The 20488-nt window shown below is 58.3% G+C and carries 19 protein-coding genes; 16 read left to right on the forward strand and 3 right to left on the reverse strand.

Going from position 1 to position 20488, the window contains the following annotated elements; translation table 11 throughout:
• Nucleotides 1–17 precede the first annotated feature (17 nt).
• The 14 genes from EA795_RS13720 to fliT all read left to right on the forward strand — a co-directional run bounded on the left by EA795_RS13720 (nucleotide 18) and on the right by fliT (nucleotide 16731).
• Complete coding sequence (locus tag EA795_RS13720; RefSeq protein WP_158601309.1) at nucleotides 18–1208, forward strand: FkbM family methyltransferase; 1191 nt, start codon at nucleotides 18–20, stop codon at nucleotides 1206–1208.
• Between the two features lie 5 nt (nucleotides 1209–1213).
• Entirely contained in the window at nucleotides 1214–3004 is a 1791-nt protein-coding gene (locus EA795_RS13725) for a thiamine pyrophosphate-binding protein (RefSeq protein WP_122077991.1), read from the forward strand.
• Between the two features lies 1 nt (nucleotide 3005).
• Nucleotides 3006–3887 carry a sugar phosphate isomerase/epimerase family protein gene (locus tag EA795_RS13730; RefSeq protein WP_122077901.1) on the forward strand — a complete coding sequence of 294 codons (882 nt, stop codon included), beginning with the start codon at nucleotides 3006–3008 and terminating at the stop codon, nucleotides 3885–3887.
• On the forward strand, nucleotides 3884–4939 hold the full coding sequence (locus EA795_RS13735) for a Gfo/Idh/MocA family protein (RefSeq protein WP_158601310.1): 1056 nt from the start codon (nucleotides 3884–3886) through the stop codon (nucleotides 4937–4939). Before EA795_RS13730 ends, EA795_RS13735 begins: the two co-directional genes overlap by 4 nt.
• Nucleotides 4932–5762, forward strand: a complete 831-nt coding sequence (locus EA795_RS13740; protein WP_122077905.1) for an SDR family oxidoreductase — start codon at nucleotides 4932–4934, stop codon at nucleotides 5760–5762. The genes EA795_RS13735 and EA795_RS13740 overlap by 8 nt, the downstream gene beginning before the upstream one ends.
• Entirely contained in the window at nucleotides 5756–6634 is an 879-nt protein-coding gene (locus EA795_RS13745) for a class I SAM-dependent methyltransferase (RefSeq protein ID WP_240645020.1), read from the forward strand. The genes EA795_RS13740 and EA795_RS13745 overlap by 7 nt, the downstream gene beginning before the upstream one ends.
• Nucleotides 6631–7677, forward strand: coding sequence for an NAD-dependent epimerase/dehydratase family protein (locus EA795_RS13750; RefSeq protein WP_147456305.1), 1047 nt, complete (start codon nucleotides 6631–6633; stop codon nucleotides 7675–7677). Before EA795_RS13745 ends, EA795_RS13750 begins: the two co-directional genes overlap by 4 nt.
• A gap of 10 nt (nucleotides 7678–7687) precedes the next feature.
• Complete coding sequence (locus tag EA795_RS13755; RefSeq protein WP_122077994.1) at nucleotides 7688–8650, forward strand: FkbM family methyltransferase; 963 nt, start codon at nucleotides 7688–7690, stop codon at nucleotides 8648–8650.
• Nucleotides 8651–8715: 65 nt separating this feature from the next.
• The gene (locus EA795_RS13760; protein ID WP_122077909.1) at nucleotides 8716–12222 is read left to right on the forward strand and encodes a glycosyltransferase; all 3507 of its coding nucleotides are present in this window, start codon (nucleotides 8716–8718) and stop codon (nucleotides 12220–12222) included.
• Between the two features lie 436 nt (nucleotides 12223–12658).
• The gene (locus EA795_RS13765; RefSeq protein WP_122077911.1) at nucleotides 12659–13843 is read left to right on the forward strand and encodes a flagellin; all 1185 of its coding nucleotides are present in this window, start codon (nucleotides 12659–12661) and stop codon (nucleotides 13841–13843) included.
• An 80-nt stretch (nucleotides 13844–13923) separates the two neighbouring features.
• On the forward strand, nucleotides 13924–14277 hold the full coding sequence (locus tag EA795_RS13770; RefSeq protein WP_122077913.1) for a flagellar protein FlaG: 354 nt from the start codon (nucleotides 13924–13926) through the stop codon (nucleotides 14275–14277).
• A gap of 66 nt (nucleotides 14278–14343) precedes the next feature.
• The gene (gene fliD / locus EA795_RS13775; protein WP_158601311.1) at nucleotides 14344–15738 is read left to right on the forward strand and encodes a flagellar filament capping protein FliD; all 1395 of its coding nucleotides are present in this window, start codon (nucleotides 14344–14346) and stop codon (nucleotides 15736–15738) included.
• A 263-nt stretch (nucleotides 15739–16001) separates the two neighbouring features.
• Entirely contained in the window at nucleotides 16002–16388 is a 387-nt protein-coding gene (fliS, locus tag EA795_RS13780) for a flagellar export chaperone FliS (protein ID WP_122077917.1), read from the forward strand.
• Nucleotides 16389–16437: 49 nt separating this feature from the next.
• The gene (gene fliT, locus EA795_RS13785) at nucleotides 16438–16731 is read left to right on the forward strand and encodes a flagellar protein FliT (protein WP_122077919.1); all 294 of its coding nucleotides are present in this window, start codon (nucleotides 16438–16440) and stop codon (nucleotides 16729–16731) included.
• 97 nt (nucleotides 16732–16828) lie between these two features.
• Here the strand turns inward: fliT and ppnP are convergent, their stop codons facing one another.
• Nucleotides 16829–17110, reverse strand: a complete 282-nt coding sequence (gene ppnP, locus EA795_RS13790) for a pyrimidine/purine nucleoside phosphorylase (RefSeq protein WP_058075067.1) — start codon at nucleotides 17108–17110, stop codon at nucleotides 16829–16831.
• Between the two features lie 343 nt (nucleotides 17111–17453).
• On the reverse strand, nucleotides 17454–17795 hold the full coding sequence (locus tag EA795_RS13795; protein ID WP_122077921.1) for a DMT family protein: 342 nt from the start codon (nucleotides 17793–17795) through the stop codon (nucleotides 17454–17456).
• 174 nt (nucleotides 17796–17969) lie between these two features.
• Here EA795_RS13795 and EA795_RS21420 point away from each other — a divergent pair, with 174 nt between their 5' ends.
• A complete protein-coding gene (locus EA795_RS21420) occupies nucleotides 17970–18224 on the forward strand; it encodes a YkgJ family cysteine cluster protein (protein ID WP_122077923.1) in 255 nt (84 codons plus the stop codon).
• Nucleotides 18225–18263: 39 nt separating this feature from the next.
• Nucleotides 18264–18872 (forward strand): START domain-containing protein, encoded by a 609-nt coding sequence (locus tag EA795_RS13805; RefSeq protein WP_122077925.1) that lies wholly within the window; start codon nucleotides 18264–18266, stop codon nucleotides 18870–18872.
• Between the two features lie 301 nt (nucleotides 18873–19173).
• Here the strand turns inward: EA795_RS13805 and gltA are convergent, their stop codons facing one another.
• Nucleotides 19174–20445, reverse strand: coding sequence for a citrate synthase (gene gltA / locus EA795_RS13810; protein WP_014853544.1), 1272 nt, complete (start codon nucleotides 20443–20445; stop codon nucleotides 19174–19176).
• Nucleotides 20446–20488 lie beyond the last annotated feature (43 nt).

Here is a 20488-nt window from a genome sequence, read left to right on the forward strand (position 1 = left end):
CCATGACAGATCAGACCTTGAGCCTTCGCCTCGACCAACTGCTGAGCGAGTCGCTGGACAGCGCCCGTGCGCGCCAAGCCAATACTCTGGACAGCCTGATTGGCAGCCTGGAGCAGCCTTTTGCCTTGTTCGGTGCCAGCCACTTGGGCCGTAAGGCACTGCAGGTGCTTAAACAGCTGGGCCATGTGCCGGGCGCCTTTATCGACAACAACAGTGCGGCTTGGGGCAGTGAGATCGACGGTGTGCCGGTGATGAGCCCGGCGCAGTTGGCTGAGCGTGAACAAGGCCAGTTGCCGGCGATTATCTGCACCATCTGGAGCGGCCATATCAAAGACCGCATGAGCCAGCGCCTACAGCCGCTGCGCGAGTTGGGCTTTAAGCGCATCGCGCTGTTTGGCCATCTGGCCTGGTGCTATCCGCAGCACTTCCTGCCGCATTATGCCCTGGACTTGCCGGAGAAGGTGCTGCAGCAAGCCGATGCCGTGCGCCGGGCCTTCAGTTTGATTGAAGACGCCGTCTCGCAGCAGCTGTTTGTTGACCACGTGCAGTGGCGTTTGGACCTCAACCACGACCTGCTGCCACCGGCCTCAAGCAAAGAGATTTACTTCGATGCGCACTTCAGCAGTGCCAGCGCCGATGAGGTGGTCTATGACATCGGCGCCTACAACGGCGACTCGGTGGCGGATTACCTGCGCCTTGGCCGCGCCTTTAAAGAAATCCACTCCTTTGAGCCTTCGCCGGCCAACTATGCCGAGTTGCAAGCCAACCTGACGCAGCTCAGCAGTGAGCATAGTGCCGCCTTGTTTGCCCACCCGCAGGCAGTCGGTGACAGCGTAGGCAGCGTGCTGATCGAAGACGACGGCGGCGCCTCCAACCGAGTCGGCCGTGGCACCCAGCAGGTGCAGAGCAGCACTCTGGATGAGCTGAGCAAGCAAATTGCTCCTGCCACCTTCCTCAAGATCGACATCGAAGGCTTCGAGCCGCAGTGCCTGGCTGGTGGCCGGCAGCTGATCGCGACGCATCGACCGGTCATTGCCGTGTGCGTGTACCACGAGCAGGACCACCTGTGGAGCATCCTCCTGCAACTGCATGAGTATTACCCTGGCTACCGCTTTGAGCTGTGTCCGCACCTGGCCGAAGGCTGGGACTTGGTGCTTTACGCCGTGCCAGCCGAGCGCCTGCCAACTCACTTGCAGCAAGGGGCGTAATGGTCATGCGGGTAGCCGATTACATCTTTGAATTCATCGCCAACCAGGGCATCGGCCATGTGTTCTTCCTGCCGGGCGGCGGCGCCATGCACTTGAACAACGCGCTGTATCGCCAAGAACGGTTGACTGCGGTGAGCATGCTGCACGAGCAGGGCGCGGCGATTGCGGCGGAAGGCTATGCACGGACCTCGGGCAAGTTCGGCGTGTGCCTGACCACCTCCGGGCCGGGGGCGACCAACGCCATCACCGGCTTGGCCGGTGCTTACTTTGAATCGACCCCGGCGCTGTATATCTCCGGGCAAGTTAAGCGGGCTGACCTTAAGGGCGACAGCGGCCTGCGTCAGTTGGGCACCCAAGAGCTGGATATCGTCAGCGTGGTCACGCCGCTGAGCAAATACGCGGTGTGCCTGACCGATGCGCAGCAAGTGCGGTTTGAGCTGGAAAAAGCCCTGCACCTGATGCTCACTGGCCGTAAAGGCCCGGTGTGGATCGACGTGCCGCTGGATATCCAAGCAACCGAAATCGACCCGGTGCAGTTGCCAGGCTTTGTCGCGGAGACGGATCTCACGCCGCTGGCACCCGAAGCGCAAGCGCTTGGCCGTTTGCTGGAGCGCCTGCGCAAGGCGCAGCGCCCGGTGCTGTTGGTGGGCAACGGCGTGCATGCGTCCGGGGCTGAGAACGAGATGCGTGAGCTGATCGAAACCTTGGGCATGCCGACGCTGACCACCTGGATCGGCGCTGACCTGTTGGAGCACGAACACCCGCTGTACGTTGGCCGCTGTGGCACGGTGGCGCAACGCGGGGCCAACTTCAGCGTGCAGAACGCTGATCTGGTGTTGGCCATCGGTTGCCGCATGGACTTCTCCATCACTGGCTTTAATCGCGCTCACTTTGCCCGTCAGGCGGAAATTGTGGTGGTCGATATCGACGCCGCCGAAGTGGCCAAGCTCGGTGATATGCCCGATGAGCGTTTTATCTGTGATGCCCGCGCCTTTATCCAGCAACTGCTGGCCGCCAACGCCGGGCAAACCCTGAATTGCCAAGCCTGGCGCGAGCGCTGCCAGGGCTGGAAAAACGCCTACCCGGTAGTCCTTCCGGAGTACCGTGAGCCCAGCGAATACGTCAACACCTACGTGTTTACCGAAGCGTTGTCAGAGGCCATGGCCGAGGGTGATCAGATCATCCCCGGCAGCTCCGGCGCAGCGCTGGACACCTTCTGGTTGTCGGTACGCCTCAAGCGTGGTCAACGCGCGGTGGCCACTGGCGGACTGGGCTCCATGGGCTATGGCCTGCCGTCTTCGATTGGCGGCTGTTTGGGTAGTGGCGGCCGGCGCACCATTTCCATCGATGGTGACGGCGGTTTTGTGATGAATATTCAGGAGTTGGAAGTGGTGCGCCGCTTACAGCTGCCGATCAAATATTTCGTCCTGAATAACAACGGCTACGCCTCGATTCGCGCCTCCCAAGGTGGCTACTTCAAGCAAATCATCGGCTGTGATCCGACCTCAGGTCTGACCCTGCCGAATATCTCCGCCTTAGCTACTGCCTTTGGCTTGCCGGTGCGCCGTATCGACGGCAGCAGCAATCTGCGTGAGGCCATTGATGAAGCACTGGCGCTGGATGGCCCGGTGCTGTGCGAAGTGATGGTGCCCCCGGAGCAAGCCATTGGCCCGCGTATCACCTCGAAAATCGGCCAAAACGGCGCCATGGTATCCAGCCCGCTGGAAGACCTCTTTCCCTTCTTGGGGCGCGATGAACTGCGCGCCAATATGCTGATTCCGTTGGTGGATGAGTGATATGAGCGATTACCTGAGCCACTACGCCGACGCGGGCCTGTACACCATGCAGGGCCGTCTGGGCGCGCCTGAGCAGGGCCGTTTCCAGTCGTTCCCCCGTGACGGCTGGCGCCTGGAGATTGAACGCGCGGCAGACATCGGCCTGCGTGGCATCGAGTGGATTTACGACCTGTTCGGCGAAGGCGCTAACCCGCTGGAAACCCCGGAAGGCCGCAGTGAGCTGCAGGCGCTGTTGGCCGCGCACAACGTCAGCGTGGTGTCGATCTGCGCCGACTACTTTATGGACCGGCCTTTGCTGCGCTGCTCCAGCGCGCAGAACCAGGAACTGCTGGCGCGGCTTGAATGGCTGCTCAGCATCTGCCCGGAGATGGGCATCAACCGCGTGGTGCTGCCGTTTGTAGATGCTTCCAAAATCAGCACACCGGCCGAACAGGACCAGGTCGTGGCCATCTTGCAGCAGGTGCTGCCGGCAGCTGAGAAAGTCGGCGTTGAGCTGCACTTGGAAACTGACCTCAATCCACAGGACTTCCGTGATTTGCTGGCGCGCTTGCCGCACCCGCTGATCAAGGTCAACTACGACGCCGGTAACAGCGCCTCGTTGGGTTATCGCCCGGCGGATGAGTTTGCGGCCTACGGTGAGCGGGTCGGCAGCTTCCATATCAAGGATCGCCGTCTGGGCGCCACCACGGTGCCGTTGGGGCAGGGCGACACGGATTTTGCCAGCCTGCGCGAGCAACTGATCAAGTACCACTACCGGGGCGATTTCGTCCTCCAAGTGGCCCGTGGCGAGGTCGGTGCTGAGCCGCAGTGGTTGGCGTCGATGGCTGAGCTGGCCGCCGATTGGCTGCGTGGCCGCGCCTTGAATGAGAGCCCTGCATCGTGAAAATTCTGTTTTGTGGCTTAGGCGGCATCGGCCAGCGCCATCTGCGTAACCTGCGCGAATTGCTCGGTGACGAGTTGCAGGTGCATGCCTACCGTGTGCGTGGTCAGCGCATCAAACTGTGTGACAACCTCACGGTGGATGAGGGCGCGGATCTCGAACAGGATTACCAGATCACCGTGCACCATGATCTGCAGCAGGCGCTGGCGCAGCAGCCGGATGCGGCTTTTATCTGCAACCCCAATGCGCTGCATGTGCCCGTGGCGTTGCAGTGTGTGCGCGCCAACGTGCCGGTGTTTATGGAAAAGCCCCTAGCCAGCGGCCTGGAAGGCATCGCCGAGTTGGTGGCGGAAGTGGAGCAGCGGCAGTTGCCATTTCATGTGGGTTATAACTTCCGTTTCCACCCCGGTTTGCAACGTCTGAAAGCCCTGCTGGAGTCGGGCTTTTTTGGTCGCGTGTTGAGCGTGCGCTCGGAAATCGGCGAGTACCTGCCCAATTGGCACCGCTATGAAGACTACCGGCAGATGTATGCCGCCCGCGCTGATCAAGGCGGTGGTGTGATCCTCTCGCAGATCCACGAAATGGATTTGATCTACTGGTACTTTGGCTTGCCCAAGAGCATCGTCACCCACGGTGGCCAGCTCAGCCATCTGCAGATTGACGTGGAAGACACCGCATCTTCACTGATGCGTGGTGTTAGCCCCGAGGGCAGCTTCCCGATTCTGCTGCATCAGGACTACGTGCAGCGTCCGCCGGTGCGCAGCTTCAAGGTTGCTGGTGATTGTGGCTATGGCGAAATCGATTTGATCGCCGGACAACTGCGGGTCTACGACAACGACGGCGAGCTGTATGAGCAAGACGACTTCGCCGGCTTTGTGCGTAACGACATGTTCCGCGCCCAAGCCGCGCACTTTATTGCCTGCGTACGCGGCACCGAGCAGCCTCGGGTGAGCTTGCACGATGGCTTGCAAAGTCTGCGTTTGGCCTTGGCAGCGCTGCGCTCGTTACGGGAGGAGCGCGAAGTGGCGCTCAGCGAGGTGAATATCCATGGCTAACATCGACGCGTTGTTTCGTCTTGATGGCCGTGTGGCCGTTATCACTGGCGGCGCTGGTTTGCTCGGCTATCAACATGCGGCCACTATCGCCGGCTTAGGCGGCCGGGTGGTGTTGCTGGATATCAATGCCGAGGATTTGGCAGTCAATGCGGCGCGCTTGCGTGAAGAAGCCGGCGCGGCGGTCATGACCCAGGTGGCTGACATCACTGAGCTGGCTCAGGTCGAAGTGGCCGGTGCCGAGGTGCTTAAGCGGTACGGTCGAGTGGATGTGCTGATCAACAACGCTGCGCGTAACCCCAAGGTTGAAAGCAGCGCCGACAAAGACTTCTCGCGCCTGGAAAACTTCCCATGGGAGCAGTGGCAGCTGGATTTGAATGTGGGCTTGGGCGGCGCCTTTAACTGCGCCAAAGTCTTCGGCGCGCAGATGGCCACGCAGGGCGGTGGCGTGATCGTCAACATTGCTTCGGACCTGGGCGTGATCGCCCCGGATCAACGCCTATACCGCCAAGAGGGTCGGGCACCTGAGTTGCAACCGGTCAAACCGGTGACCTATTCGGTGGTCAAGCACGGCTTGATCGGCCTGACCAAATACCTGGCCACTTACTGGTGTGAGCAGGGCGTGCGTTGCAACGCGCTGTCGCCAGGCGGTGTGTATGCCGGACAGAACGATGTGTTTGTCAGCAAGCTCGCACAACTGATTCCTTTGGGGCGTATGGCTGAGGCTGATGAATACCGTGGCGCCATCGCCTTTTTGTGCTCCGATGCCTCGTCATACATGAACGGCAGCAACCTGGTGATCGATGGAGGTCGCAGCACATGGTGAATACTCGCGAGCTGATCGCCACCCGCTGTATCTGCTGTGACAGCACGCACCTGCAGCGCTCGCCTGCGGTGCTGATGCCTTTTGTGGCGCTGCGCGTATTTGGCCATGAGCCGGTGCAAATCACCGAAGAGTGGGGCCTGCGCGACCTTAAGCAAGGCACCGCGTACACCCTGTGTAGCAGTCTGCAATGTCAGGACTGCGGGGCTTTGTTCCTTGATTACCGCTTTACCGATGCGCAAATGGCGGCGTTGTATCACAACTACCGTGACGAGATGTACAACAGCCAGCGCATTCGTTTTGAGCCGGGTTACGTCAACGTGGTGGCGCATTATCATCAGCGTGCGGCGTATCTCAGTGAGGTCGAAAGTTGGTTGGCGCAGTACCTCCCGACCAACCCGGCGGTGCTCGATTGGGGCGGCGATACAGGTATCAATAGCCTGTTCCGCGAGCGCAATCGCTTGCTGCATATCTTTGATATTTCCGGAGTTGAGCTGGTGCCCGGCGCCGAGCGGGTCGATGTGGCCGCGTTGAGCCAGCAACACTACGATCTGGTGATGTGCAGTCAAGTGCTGGAACACGTGTCCTATCCCCAGGAGTTGGTGGCGCAGATGCTGCCGGCGGTGGGACCGCAGACGCTGTTGTATCTGGAAGTGCCCCACGAGGCTTTAGTCCGTGAGCATCCCGGCAGCCTGGAACTGGCGCCGCTTAAGCGGCACTGGCATGAACACGTGAACTTCTACAGTGAGGCGGCCTTGCGTCAACTGCTGGCGCGCGCCGGTCTTGAGGTGGTTGAAGTGTTGTACTTGCCGGTGGATGTGGGCTGGACCCGCGCCGAGATCATGGGTGTTTTAGCCAGAAGGGCCGCAGTGTGAGTGCACAACGTCACCCGGTGATTGCCGAAGATATGTCGACTCTGCTCGCCCAACGGCAAGATTGGCAACGCCTGGCCGGCAAGCATGTGCTGATTGCCGGCGCCACCAGTTTTCTCGCCGCTTATTTGATCGAGTTTTTTGCCACGCTCAGCGAGCGCTGGCCCGAGCAGCCGGTGGTGATTCACGCCCTGGCCCGCTCGCGCAGCAAGCTGGAAGCGCGCTTCCAGCACTTGCTTGAATACGCCTGGTTTCGTCCGCTGATTCAGGATGTTTGCGCGCCGTTGCCTGATTTTGCGCAGCTGGATTACATCGTCCACGCCGCTGGCGCGGGCAGCCCCAAACAGTATCTGAGCGATCCGATCGCCACGGTGCGCTCCAATGTGCTGGGCAGCCTCAATTTGCTGGAGCAGGCCCGTCAGCATCAGGCGCGCCTACTGTTTATGAGCAGCGGCGCCGTGTATGGCCATGGCGAGAGTGATCAACCGATTGCCGAGCAGGACTTCGGCGCCCTCGACCCGCTGGATGTCAGCGCCTGTTATGCCGAAGGCAAACGCGTGGCTGAGACGTTGTGCGCCGATTATCACCGGCAGCATGGCGTGGCCAGCGTGATTGCACGGATTTCCCACACCTATGGCCCCGGCATCGCGCTGGATGATGGCCGCTCGTTTGCTGACTTTGTCGCCGCTGCGGTGGCCGGTCATGACATTGTGCTTAACAGTGATGGCTCCGGCACCCGGCCGTTTTGCTATGTGGCCGACGCCACGGCGGCGTTTCTTACCTTGCTGCTGCGTGGGGAGGGCGGCCAGGCCTACAACGTCGGCATGGATGAAGAAATCAGCGTCCTAGAACTGGCCAAGTTGATTGCGCGGCTGTCGCCCACGGCTGGCATTGAGGTTAAGCATCCACCGCTTAACCCTGAGCGGCAGGCGCTGTTTCGCACTGGTGGCCATTTTGATTTAAGGAAGATCGCGCAGTTGGGGTGGCAGCCCAGCACCGCGCTTGAGCGGGGGTTTGCCCGAACTCTGCGTTATTTCACCACTTAACTGGATGAACATGGATACCAACGCGAACAATCGCTTTGCTCTGGCGAAAGAGCAATTCACAGCGGACGAGATCGATAAGTTTCAGTACGCCAAATACCTCAACAGCCAGCACTTGGCGTTGTTTGATTATCAAGTGTTGCTGGCTGGTACCGATGTGGCCAGCATCCAGATCAGTGCTGACGGCGTGGTGGTGAATTCGGCCAGCCACGGCATCGGGATGTTGCTCGATACCATCGACATGCACGCCACGCCTTACAGCCTACTGGATTTTGGTCAGTATGAAGTGGAAGAAACCCGCTTCTTAAAATCCGTGCTGAAAGACGGTGAAGTGTTCCTTGATGTCGGTGCCAACTTGGGCTGGTATTCCCTAGTGCTGGGCAAGCAGTACCCCAATGCACGGATTGTTGCCTTTGAGCCAATTCCGTCCACTGTGGCCAAGCTTGAGCGCAACATTGCCTTTAACCAACTGAGCAATATCGAAGTGCAGGCTGTGGGCCTGTTTAACTCGCAGGATAACCTCGACTTCCTGTTCGCTCCTGATGTGTCTGGCGCCACCTCGCTGAAAGTCGCCGGGCAATCCCGTGGTAACACCGCCATTGAGCGCGTGCAGTGCCCGACTACCACCCTTGATCTGTTCTGTGCCAGCCGTGAGCTGCAGCCCAGCTTGCTGAAGATTGATGTCGAGGGCGCCGAACTGATGGTGGTGCAGGGCGCTGATCAGGTTCTGCAAGGCCTACCCGTGGTGCTGATGGAGCTGCTGCGCAAGTGGTCCAATGCCTTCGACTACCACCCCAACGATGTTTTCGCTCTGATGGCCCGCTACGGTTACCAGGCTTGGGTGTTTACCGCGAGCGGCCAGCTCGAACGGTGCGCTGAAGTCACTGACGACACCGTTCAGACCAATTTTGTGTTTCTGCACAACGACAAACACGCCCCAATCATTCAACAGTGGGCCGCAGGTGCAGAGCGTTAATTTTATGAATTCACTGTTCAGGCCAAGCGTGGTGTTTTGCCTTGTCTGCCTCGGAGACCACTGCTATGCGTAAGCTCCTCGCGAAAAGGCCGCAGCCTTATTACATCTACGCTCCTGACTACCGCCGGAGTTCGTCGGGCATTCGCGTGTTGCACATGCTGTGTGACGCGCTGATTCGTGCCGGCTACGAGGCCTACGTCACCACCCGCGTGACCTGCGCGGAGTTTATGACGCCGCCGCTGACCGATGAGGTGATCCAGGGCCACAAGGCCCACGGTCTGGAGCCGATCGTCATCTACCCGGAAATCGTCGACGGTAACCCGCTCAATGTCGGTCTGGTGGTGCGCTATGTGCTCAACCGTCCAGGCTTTATCGAGGGCAGTGGGGTCTTCGCTGATGATGATCTGCTCTATGCCTACTCCAGGGACTTGCTGCAGCCAGGAATGCCTGAAGACCGCATCATGATGCTGCCTCCCTTTGACCTAAACGTCTTCTGCCCGCCGGAGGACCCCAGCAAACGAGTCCCCGGCCGGGTTTGCTATTACAAGGGCCGTCGCGGTGAGCTGAATATCGATCCGGCCTTGCTGCCTGATGACGCCATTGAGATCACTCCACAGTGGCCGGCGTCTTGGGAGGCCATGGCGGATCTGTTCCAGCAGTGTGAAATGTTCTACTGCGCTGGCTCCTCTGCTTTGGCCTCCGAGGCTGGGCTGTGCGGTTGCCTGACGGTGGTGATTGTCGACGATGATGCGCCGCGCATTGGTATTTCCGAAGCTAAGAGTCCAGGCGCCGCTTGGGGCTTTGCCGAAGAAGAACTGGCCCATGCCCGCCGCACCCTGCCGAGCGTGCGTGAAACCTGGCTCAAGCTGCAGGACGAGTTCTGGCCAGCGCTGGATCACTTTATTGACGTCACTCAGCAAGCCGCCACCGAACGAGCGGCTAATAAGAAAAGCAGCCAGATCCGGAGTTGGTTGGCCAGCCGCGCACCCAGCAAGGTGCAAGGCGATCTGATCGAGGCTCGGCTTTACTCTCAGCCACAGCCGAGAGTTGGCCTGCTGGTGCTGGACCAGGGCGGTGATCGTGAGCGGCTCGAACGAACGCTGCAAAGTCTCGATGTATCGACCGGCTGGCATATCTATGTTCTTAGTACGTCTGCTGTATCGCTTCCAGCTGATGAGTGCATAAGTTTCACTCGACTCGATGGTGAGCCATGTGCTGATGTATTAAACAGGGTGGTTGCTAGGAGTAGCGCCGACTGGTTCGTGTTGGTCGAGGCAGGTGAGGAACTCACCTCGAGTGGCCAACTTATTGCGCAACTGGAACTCGTTCAGACACCCGGCTGCCGAGCTATCAGCTTCGATGAAATCTATCGTCAGGATGGCGCCCTCGGCGCCGCTTGCCGCCCTTTTTTCAATCTGGATTATCTACTCAGTTTCCCCGCCGGCATGGCGCGGCACTGGTTGTTTCGGCGTGAGGCCGTGCTTGAAGTTGGCGGTTTCGATTCTTCCTTGAAAGATGCCTTGGAGCTGGATCTCATCCTGCGCCTGATCAATCAGGGGGGTATGGATGGATTGGGGCATATTTCCGAACCCTTGCTGATTACGGATATGCCAGCCTTGGCCAATGTCGAGGACGAGCGCCAGGCGATTATTCGCCACTTACAAGCGCGTGGTTACCCCGATGCTCAAGTAACTGCAGCCAAGCCTGGCCGCTACCACGTGGCATACGAGCACGTTGGTAGCCCAGGGGTATCGATACTGATCCTGGCAGGTTCGCAGTTGAGCAAGCTGCAACGCTGTGTTGAAGGGCTGTTGGGAAGCACTGCCTACCAGACCTTCGAGATTCTGTTGATCGAGAGCCATCCACAGGATCAGGCCGTACACGAATGGTTGTCGGCCCTGGTGGAACTGCAGGAAGCCAAGTTGCGGGTCGTTCAGCCTGCGAGCCTGAACATGGCGGCCATGTTGAATCAGGCAGCCAATGAAGCGCTGGGTGATTACCTGTTGTTCTTGGCACCCGATGCGGCAATTGTTGAAGAAGACTGGTTGGATAATCTGCTCAACCATGCTCAACGAGCCGAAGTAGGTGGGGTAGGGGGGAAATTACTGACGCCAGGCGGTAGGATCGCCCAGGCGATGCAGATTCTCGGATTACAGGGACCGCTGGGTAATCCGTACGTTGGTGAAAAACTCGACGAGCCGGGATACATGCAGCGTTTGCAGGTGGATCAGAACGTCAGCGCATTGAGCCAGGATTGCCTGATGCTTCCGCGCGACCTGTATGTTCAACTGGAAGGGCTGGATGAAGAGGGGGTTCTGTCACCTTATGCGATGACGGATCTATGCCTGCGAATCCGGGAAGCGGGATACTTGCTGGTGTGGTCTCCAAGCGTGCAATTGATGCTCGACCGCCAAGAGTCTACCGAGGTAACCGCACAGCAACAGGATGCCATGTATGCCAAGTGGCTGCCGCAGCTGGCACGTGACCCTTCCTACAACCCCAATTTCTCCTTGGTGCAACCGGGAGGCTTCAAGCTAGCGGATACGCAGATTTCCTGGCGCCCGCTGGATATTTGGCGTCCATTACCTGTGGTGCTTGCCCATCCGGCCGATACCATGGGTTGCGGACATTATCGTGTCATGCAGCCATTCAATGCCCTGCGTGAGGCGGGAATGGTCGACGGTGCGCTGTCAGTCGGCTTGATGCACGTCGTGGACCTGGAGCGCTACAACCCCGATGCCGTGATCCTGCAACGGCAAATCGGTGAGGAGCGCCTGGAGGCCATGCGACGGATCAAGGCGTTTTCCCAGGCATTCAAGGTCTACGAGCTGGATGACTACCTGCCGAACCTGCCGATGAAGAGCGTCCATCGTCAACATATGCCTAAGGATATCGTCAAGTCCTTGCGCCGTGGTTTGTCCTATGTGGATCGCTTCGTCGTTTCTACGGATGTGATGGCGGAGGCGTTCGCCGAATTCCATCCGGATATTCATGTGGTGAAGAATCGGCTTGATCCGCGTTGGTGGGGCGGGTTGTCAACGGGTGCTCGTCGAACTTCCAGCAAGCCTCGTGTCGGCTGGGCAGGTGGCGCCAGCCATACGGGCGATCTGGAGATGATTGTCGATGTGGTCAAGGAGCTGGCGGATGAAGTGGAATGGGTGTTCTTCGGCATGTGCCCGGAGAAGCTGAAACCTTATATCCACGAGTTCCATGAAGGCATGGCGATAGAACGCTACGCCAAGAAACTGGCCAGCCTGAATCTCGACCTGGCGCTGGCGCCGGTCGAGCAGAACCTTTTCAACGAGTGCAAGAGCAACCTGCGTTTGCTGGAGTATGGTGCCTGTGGTTTCCCGGTGATCTGTAGCGACGTGCGTTGCTATCAGGATGGCCTGCTGCCGGTGACACGGGTGAAGAACCGCTTCCGTGATTGGGTGGATGCGATCAGAGCCCATATCAACGACCTTGATGCCGCTGCCAGGGCGGGGGACGACTTGCGCGCCGCCGTGCTGGGCGGATGGATGCTTCAAGGTGAAAATCTCGAAGCCTGGCGCAAGGCGTGGTTGCCGAGTTAAGCGGTCAGCAGAGAGTTATGCACTCCTGATGATTTGGAAATCCGCCCCCTATAGGGACAAGCGTACTCACGAACTGCACTGAAGCTTTTGATAATGCCGATGCTCTTGCTGAGGCACGATCAAAAGCCTTACGCCGAAGGCGGTCCTCCCACTAAGTGACAGCCTGCACTACGTAGCTTTTTATGAAGGCAAGCCCTAGCCGGGGCTGAAGGTTCGCTCAGGTTTTCTGCAGGCCTGCCGAAATGATCTGTGGGGTGATCGTGTAGGCCGTTCGGGAAGTCAAGGAAAACGGAAAAATTTCCTCAACACCCCTAAAGCTTTCGAAACCACCGCCGACATAAACCTCGAATGCGAACTTTATGGGTGCCTGGGTAATGTCCCTCCCCAAGGTCGCACACTCAGGCAAACAAGCTAGGTCCGATGGAGGACACACATCATGGCTTTGACCGTCAACACTAACATCGCGTCGCTCAATACCCAGCGTAACCTCAACACTTCGTCTAGTGCGCTCAGCACCACCATGCAGCGTTTGTCTACTGGCAGCCGTATCAATAGCGCCAAGGACGATGCCGCCGGACTACAGATTTCCAATCGATTGACCAGCCAGGTCAACGGCTTGGGTGTCGCGACCAAGAACGCCAATGATGGTATTTCTCTGGCACAGACGGCCGAAGGCGCTCTGCAACAGTCCACCAATATCCTGCAGCGTATGCGTGATCTTTCGTTGCAAGCAGCCAACGGTTCCAATAGTACTAGCGAGCGTGAGGCACTGGATGGCGAGGTGCAGCAACTGCAGAAAGAGCTGGATCGTATCAGCAACACTACTACTTTCGGTGGCCGCAAGTTGCTCGATGGTTCCTTCGGGGTCGCGAGCTTTCAGGTTGGTTCTGCTGCCAACGAAATCATCAGTGTTGGTATCGATGAGATGAGTGCTGACTCGCTGCGCGGTACATACTACGAAGCTAGCGGAACTGTGGCCGGTACGATCCCCGCGAGTGGTGGAACCGTATCGATTACGGTCAGCGGTGCGGCGGTTGATGGAGCAGCAAGCGGTGTTACTACTGTCAAAGTCGAACTGAAGGGCTCTGAAACCACTGAACAAGCGACAGCTAAAATCGCCGCTGCCATAAATGATGCCAACATCGGCATTGGCGCATTCGCTGATGGTACGAGTATTAATTATGTCAACAGAGCAGGTGAAAACGCCTCGGGAGCAACGACAAGCGCTATTACCGGTGTCGGTGTTACCGGTGCAGGTATGAGCGCCGGAGGTTTCACAACTAGCACTGCGGTGTCAGGTTCGGCAGCAAGCATCAAGGAAATCGACATCAGCACCGCTAAGGGAGCTCAGGCTGCTGTCCTCGTTATCGACGACGCGCTCAAGATGATTGACTCGCAACGTGCCGATTTGGGTGCGATTCAGAACCGCTTCGATAATACAATCGCTAACCTGCAAAATATTGGCGAGAACGTCTCGGCTGCCCGTGGCCGTATCCAGGATACCGACTTCGCTGCAGAAACCGCGAATCTGAGCAAGAATCAGATCCTGCAGCAGGCCGGTACCGCGATCCTGGCCCAGGCCAACCAACTGCCGCAGGCGGTGCTGAGCCTCCTGCAGTAAGCTGAACAGGTAGGTCTGCAATAACTGCGGGGGGAAGTGCTTGGCGCTTCCTCCCGTTTTGCCGTTGCGAGGTAACGAAAATGGATATTGCGATTTCAACCCGGTTGCCAACCGGCACGGCCCAGACGCAGGGACAGCAGGATGCGTTGCGAGGGGCCGCGAGGCAGGAGGAGGCGGCTGCCAAAAAGGTCCAGGCCGAGCAGAAAGTCACCGCCGAGTCGCTCGAAGAGGCTGTTTCCAGTATCAAGGATTTCGTCCAGACCATCCGCCGCGACCTGAGCTTCGATCTGGATGACTCCAGTGGCAGGATGGTCGTCAAGGTGACGGACAGGGCAAGTGGCGAGATTGTGCGGCAGATTCCCACTGAAGAAGCGCTGCGCCTGGCCGAAAACCTGGAAGAGGCACGTAGTTTATTGTTCAAGGCTCAAGCGTAGCGGCGCGATTATTGCTTTTGTCGAGCTTTACTTGAATAGCGTCAACCCTATGGCGAGGTATTGGTAATGGCAGGCATCACAGGTATTGGTTCAGGGATGGATATCGACGCGATGGTCGGTGCCCTGGTTGCAGCGGAAAAGGCGCCGAAGGAGGCGCAACTGAACCGTTTGGAGACTGCGACCACTACCAAGATTTCCGCTCTGGGAACCCTGCGTACAGCCCTGAGCAGCTTCCAGACGGCGCTCAAGGATCTGAACGATATCAAGCTGTTCGAAAACCGTTCCGCCAGGTCGTCCAATACAGATCTGCTGACCGCTACGGCCAGCAAAACCGCGCAGTCGGGCACCTACAGCGTCAAGGTCGAACAGTTGGCTACGGGTAGCAAAACGGCTACCAAGGCGCTTGAGGGTGATTTCACCGCAAGCGTAGCCGGTACTTTGACGGTCAAGGTAGGAAGCGGCGAAGGTATCGACGTCAAGATCGAAAAAGGCGCTTCACTGACGCAGGTAAAGGAAGCGTTGAATGCCGCCCTCAAGGATTCCGGTGTTAGTGCCAACCTGCTGACCGACCCCAGCACGGGCAAGACTCGTTTGGTGATGTCTTCCAGCAATACGGGAGAGGGCAAGGACGTTTCGATCAGCACCAGCACTGGGCTGGAAGCGTTTGAAATCGACACCGAAAGCGATGCCACTGCGGAGACGGGCGGCGTGTTGGAGCGTGCCCAAAACGCCAAATTCACCATCGATGGTTTGGCCTTGGAAAGCGCAACCAATAAGGTCGAAGGTGCTATTCCCGATGTGACATTGGATCTGGTTGCGGCCGACAAGGACAAGAGCATTACGGTTACGGTTGCCCAGGATCAGGAGGGTGTTACCGCCAATATCAAGAAATTCGTCGATGCTTACAACAACCTGATCAAGACAACCAATTCGTTGACCAAGGTGACCAAGGTTGGCGAAGACGGTACGCCACTGACCGGTGGGCTGGTGGGTGACTCCAGTGTCCGCAGCATTCTTTCCGGCATTCAGAATGAGCTGATTTCGGCCGGTGGCGGCGATGGAGTGCGGTTGCTGTCGGATCTTGGCATCACCACCCAGAAGGATGGCACGCTGGGTATCGATGACAAGAAACTGAAGACAGCGCTTGAGAATAATTTCGACGCAGTCGGGAGTTACTTTACTGGCGACACCGGCTTGATGAATCGCCTCAATAATCGCGTGGACGGCTTCAATCAGACTGGCGGTATTCTGGCGCAGCGGGTCTCCGGCTTGGAAGCCACCACCGCAGATATCAAGGCTCAGCGTGAGAAGTTGGAGCTGCGGATCGAATCGATGACGGCGCGTCTCTATTCCCAGTTCAATGCCATGGACACCATGGTCGCGCAGCTCTCCAACACCAGTAGCTGGCTGGAGTCCACGCTGTCAAGCTTGCCAGGTGTCGTCAAGAAGAGCGCTAAGTAAGCGAGCAGCCCCGCTGCTTGTCTGGTTGCAGGGGCTCGTTGGTTTCGATGCTAGCGTTATTTCGTTGGCCGTGAACGACCCCAGGCTCGTTGCTTGATAGAGTCCTGTGCTATGGCACCCGGTAGGCCTCGGCCAATCGAGGCGCTGCCTGAGGGCTCTGGCTCGAGGCCCGCTGCGATGCAGCTTTAGCGTTTCCCCGTTAAAGCTGTTCGAGTAGATGCCGATACAGGTGGTATTCCCGCATCACCCGGAGCAATTTCCTCATGTATGCCATGTCCGCCATGAAGCAGTACCAGTCGGTCAACACCAACGCTCAGCTTGTCGATGCAACACCGCATCGCTTGATTCAGATGTTGATGGAGGGTGGACTCACTCGCCTGGCGCAGGCGAAGGGGGCTATGGAGCGTAACGATGTTGCGCTTAAGGGCACTCTGATCGGCAAGACCATCGATATCGTTGGCGGCTTGCGCCAAGGGCTGAATCTGGAGGCAGGCGGGGAGGTCGCGGCTAATCTGGACAGCCTCTATATCTATATGACTACGCGGCTGGTGGAAGCGAATCGCAAGAATGATCCCACCGTCCTCGATGAGGTCGCTGGGCTGTTGCGAGAGATCAAGTCTGGTTGGGACGGCATTTCGCAGCAGGGTTGATCGGTTATCCTTGTCACGCCTTTTAAATTGCTGTTTTCAGGAGCAACCCATGAATGTCATTCAGTCCATCGCCGCTCTCAAGGCTTCATTACAAGAAGCACTTGCGCAGCAGGACTGGGAGGCGATGGGGGAGTTGGACAGGCGATGCCGTGCACTGGTAGCTGAGGCGGCAGTCGGCGACGCGTCAGGTGACCCAGCCTTGCGCGAGCAATTGGAGGAACTCTCGCGGCTATATGTCGTACTTCAACAAGCGGCCCGGACGGAGCGTGATCGGGTTGCTAGCGAGCTGACCCGGCTCAATCAGTCCAAGCAAGTCAATCAAGCCTATCGATCGCTCGAATAGGGTGGCTTCCAATTCAGGCTAGAAGATTCTTGGTGGAAAACGCTTCGCGGTTTTCCACCCTATGAAGAGCTGCGAGGGTATCGCAGCCTTCCATTCCTTACCTGTACTCGCACAGATAAGCGGTATCCGCTGCAACCTTCAGCTGAAACTTGCTGTTCGCCGGCACGGTGAACTGGCTGCCTGCTCCGAATGTTTCAAAGCGCTCGCTTCCCGGCAGTTTCACGTCCAGGCTGCCGGCGATCACGTGCATCACTTCCAGTTGGCTGGTGCCGAATTCGTAGTCGCCTGCTGCCATAACGCCAATGGTGGCGGGGCCAGCGGCCATGTCGAAGGCGATGGATTTGACGGTGCCGTCGAAGTATTCGTTAACCTTGAACATGCGGATTACCTAGGGTAGGTGAAAAAAGGCTGGCCAGTATGCCCAAGTGGCTCGAGGGCGTCATCTGGCGGAATGAAGGTATAGAGGACTGTGGCCACATTCGCCGCGGGGGCGGCCCCACAAAAATGGCCTGATGGTTCCCACGCTCCGCGTGGGGACCAAGTCGCAGCACTCTGCGCCCAGCGACGCGGAGCATCGCAAGCGCACGCCCACGCAGGAGCATGGGCGCGATCACTCATGCATCGTTGGCGTGGTGCATGTCGTGGGAGGGCCGCCCTCGACGCGAAGCTTTTGGGGGCAAGCAGATCCTCGGTTTCGCCGAGAGGGCGGCTTGCATGAGTGGCTAACTGCGAAATATGAAATACACCGCCCCCAATAGGCACAATCCGGCCCAGAGGTAATCGAGCTTCAGGGGTTGATGCATGTAGAGCACGCTGAAAGGCACGAAAATGGCCAGTGTAATGACCTCTTGCATGATCTTCAGCTGGCCGATCGATAGCTCGGTGTAACCGATGCGGTTGGCTGGGACCATGATCAGGTATTCGAACAACGCGATTCCCCAGCTGATCAGTGCGGCGATCAGCCAGGGTTTGGTATTGAGCGCCTTGAGGTGGCCATACCAGGCAAACGTCATGAAGAGGTTGGAGACGCAGAGCAGGGCAGCAGTCTGAAGCCAGATGGGCATAGGGGGCATCCTTGATGATGCGCGATGCTATTGGTAGTGGCGAGTTACCTGCAAGTGGGTGATGTGCGGCTCACGCGGCCTGGTGCGTTTCGCCGTAATCGACTAACAGAACTTGCCAGACAGACCACCAGGTACTCATTTATTATCGGCGCCCGTTTTTCTCGGATGACTGGAATGGATTGTCGCCCTGGCTGTGGTGCCTGTTGCATAGCCCCTTCAATCAGCACGCCGATGCCTGGCATGCCTTTGGGCAAGCCGGCGGGTGTCCGTTGCGTTCATCTATCCGAATTCAATCTTTGTGCGCTGTTCGGTGACGAGGCGCGACCGGCTGTATGTGCTGCGTTCCAGGCCGATCCGGTGGTTTGTGGGGAAAGTCGGGAGGAGGCGATCCGGCTGCTTGGTTGGTTGGAACAGGTAACTGCCTGTTAAGGTCGGAATTTCATGTTGCTTCAGGAAAGGAAGGTTTGCATGGGTTTGTGGAGTCGATTGTTGGGGATCGGTCTGGTGCTCTCCGTAGCGCCGGTTGTGACTGCCGAAGAGCAGTGGGTGTTGGCCAAGGACGAGGAGGGGATTCAGGTCTATCTGAAGGCTGTGCCCGGTTCGTCGTATAAGGCCTATCGCGGCGTTGCGACGATCCAGGCGGATCTCGCCAAGGTGCGGGCGCTTCAGGAAGATGTGGCCGATGCATGTGGGTGGGTGCATGAGTGCAGGTCACAGAAGCTCCTCAAGCATGAGGGCGCGCAGGCCTGGACTTACACACAATTCAATACGCCCTGGCCGGTAACGCCGCGAGACTCCATTGTGAAGGTCACTACCCATGAAAGTGGTGATGGTTCGTTGAGGCGCGATCTTGAGGGGGTTCCCACCTATCAGGACAAGAATGATGACTTCGTTCGGGTGAGCAAGGTCGATGGGTTCTGGCTGTTGGAGTCCAAGGCGGCTGGCAACGTGCAGGTGACCTATCAGGTGCATACGGAGCCGGGCGGAAGCGTACCGTCGTGGCTTGCGAACAAGTTCGTGGTCGAGGCGCCTTTCAATACACTCAAGGCGCTGCGGGAGCGTGCCGAGGCAGAGTGAAGGGGAGGAAGATGACGGTAGGTGGGTTTGGCCTTTTACTGTCGGTGCGTCTCCCTTGAAGGGTTATGTGTTGGTGTTGGGCGTTGGTGGCGGGCCTTTTTACCCTCTCCCCTGGCCCCTCTCCCGTCAAGGGAGAGGGGGTTATCAGCATGCGTTCTGCTGGCGTGGCGCATATGTTCCCTCTCCCCTCGCGGGAGAGGGCTAGGGAGAGGAGCTAGGCTTTTAATTGAGGCTTTGCCTGTATTACAAGCAAAGAAGGCTGCCCCAGGGCAGCCTTCTTTCATTGCAGTAACCGATTTCTTCAGCGTGGCAGGTCGCGCTTCGGATGGCCGGTATACAGCTGGCGTGGGCGGCCGATCTTCTGGCCGCTGGCGATCATTTCCTTCCAGTGGGAAATCCAGCCGACAGTCCGCGCCAGGGCGAAGATGACGGTGAACATGCTGGTTGGAATGCCGATGGCCTTGAGGATGATGCCCGAGTAGAAGTCTACGTTCGGGTACAGGTTGCGCTCGGCGAAGTAGGGATCGTTGAGGGCGATTTCTTCCAGCTTCATCGCCAGGTCCAGTTGCGGGTCGTTGATGCCCAGCTCGCCCAGGACTTCGTCGCAGGTCTGCTTCATGACCTTGGCGCGCGGGTCGAAGTTCTTGTAGACGCGATGGCCGAAGCCCATCAGCTTGAATGGATCGTTCTTGTCCTTTGCCTTGGCCAGGAATTTCTCGACATTCGAGACGTCGCCGATCTCGTCCAGCATGGTCAGCACGGCTTCGTTCGCGCCGCCGTGTGCCGGCCCCCACAGTGCAGCGATGCCGGCTGCGATACAGGCGAACGGGTTGGCGCCGGTGGAGCCTGCCAGGCGAACGGTGGAAGTGGAGGCGTTCTGCTCATGATCGGCGTGCAGGATGAAGATGCGATCCATTGCCTTGGCCAGCACCGGGCTGATCGGTTTGATCTCGGCCGGTGTGTTGAACATCATGTGCAGGAAGTTTTCCGAGTAGTTCAGGTCGTTGCGCGGATACATCAACGGCTGGCCCATCGAATACTTGTAGACCATGGCCGCGATGGTCGGCATCTTCGCGACCAGGCGGTGTGCGGAAATTTCACGATGCTGGGGGTTATTGATGTCCAGCGAGTCATGGTAGAAAGCGGACAGGGCGCCGACGATGCCGCACATCACGGCCATCGGGTGAGCGTCGCGACGGAAACCGTGAAGGAACGACTTCAGCTGCTCGTGAACGATGGTGTGATTCTTGATGGTGTCGACGAACTTGGCTTTCTGCTCGGTGGTCGGCAGTTCGCCGTTCAGCAGCAGGTAGCAGGTTTCGAGGTAGTCGGATTTTTCCGCCAGTTGCTCGATCGGGTAGCCACGATGCAGCAGGATGCCCTTGTCGCCATCGATGTAGGTGATCTTGGACTCGCAAGAGGCGGTCGACATGAAGCCGGGATCGAAGGTGAAACGACCCGTGGAGGTCAGGCTTCTTACGTCAATTACGTCAGGCCCTACGGTGCCGGTCAGAATGGGCAGTTCGATGGCTTCGGCGCCCTCGATAACCAACTGCGCTTTGTTGTCAGCCATGTATGGCCTCCTGTCTTATGCTTGGAATCATCATGGCCCCCCA

It is taken from the genome of Stutzerimonas nitrititolerans, from assembly GCF_003696285.1.
Lineage (GTDB): Bacteria > Pseudomonadota > Gammaproteobacteria > Pseudomonadales > Pseudomonadaceae > Stutzerimonas > Stutzerimonas nitrititolerans.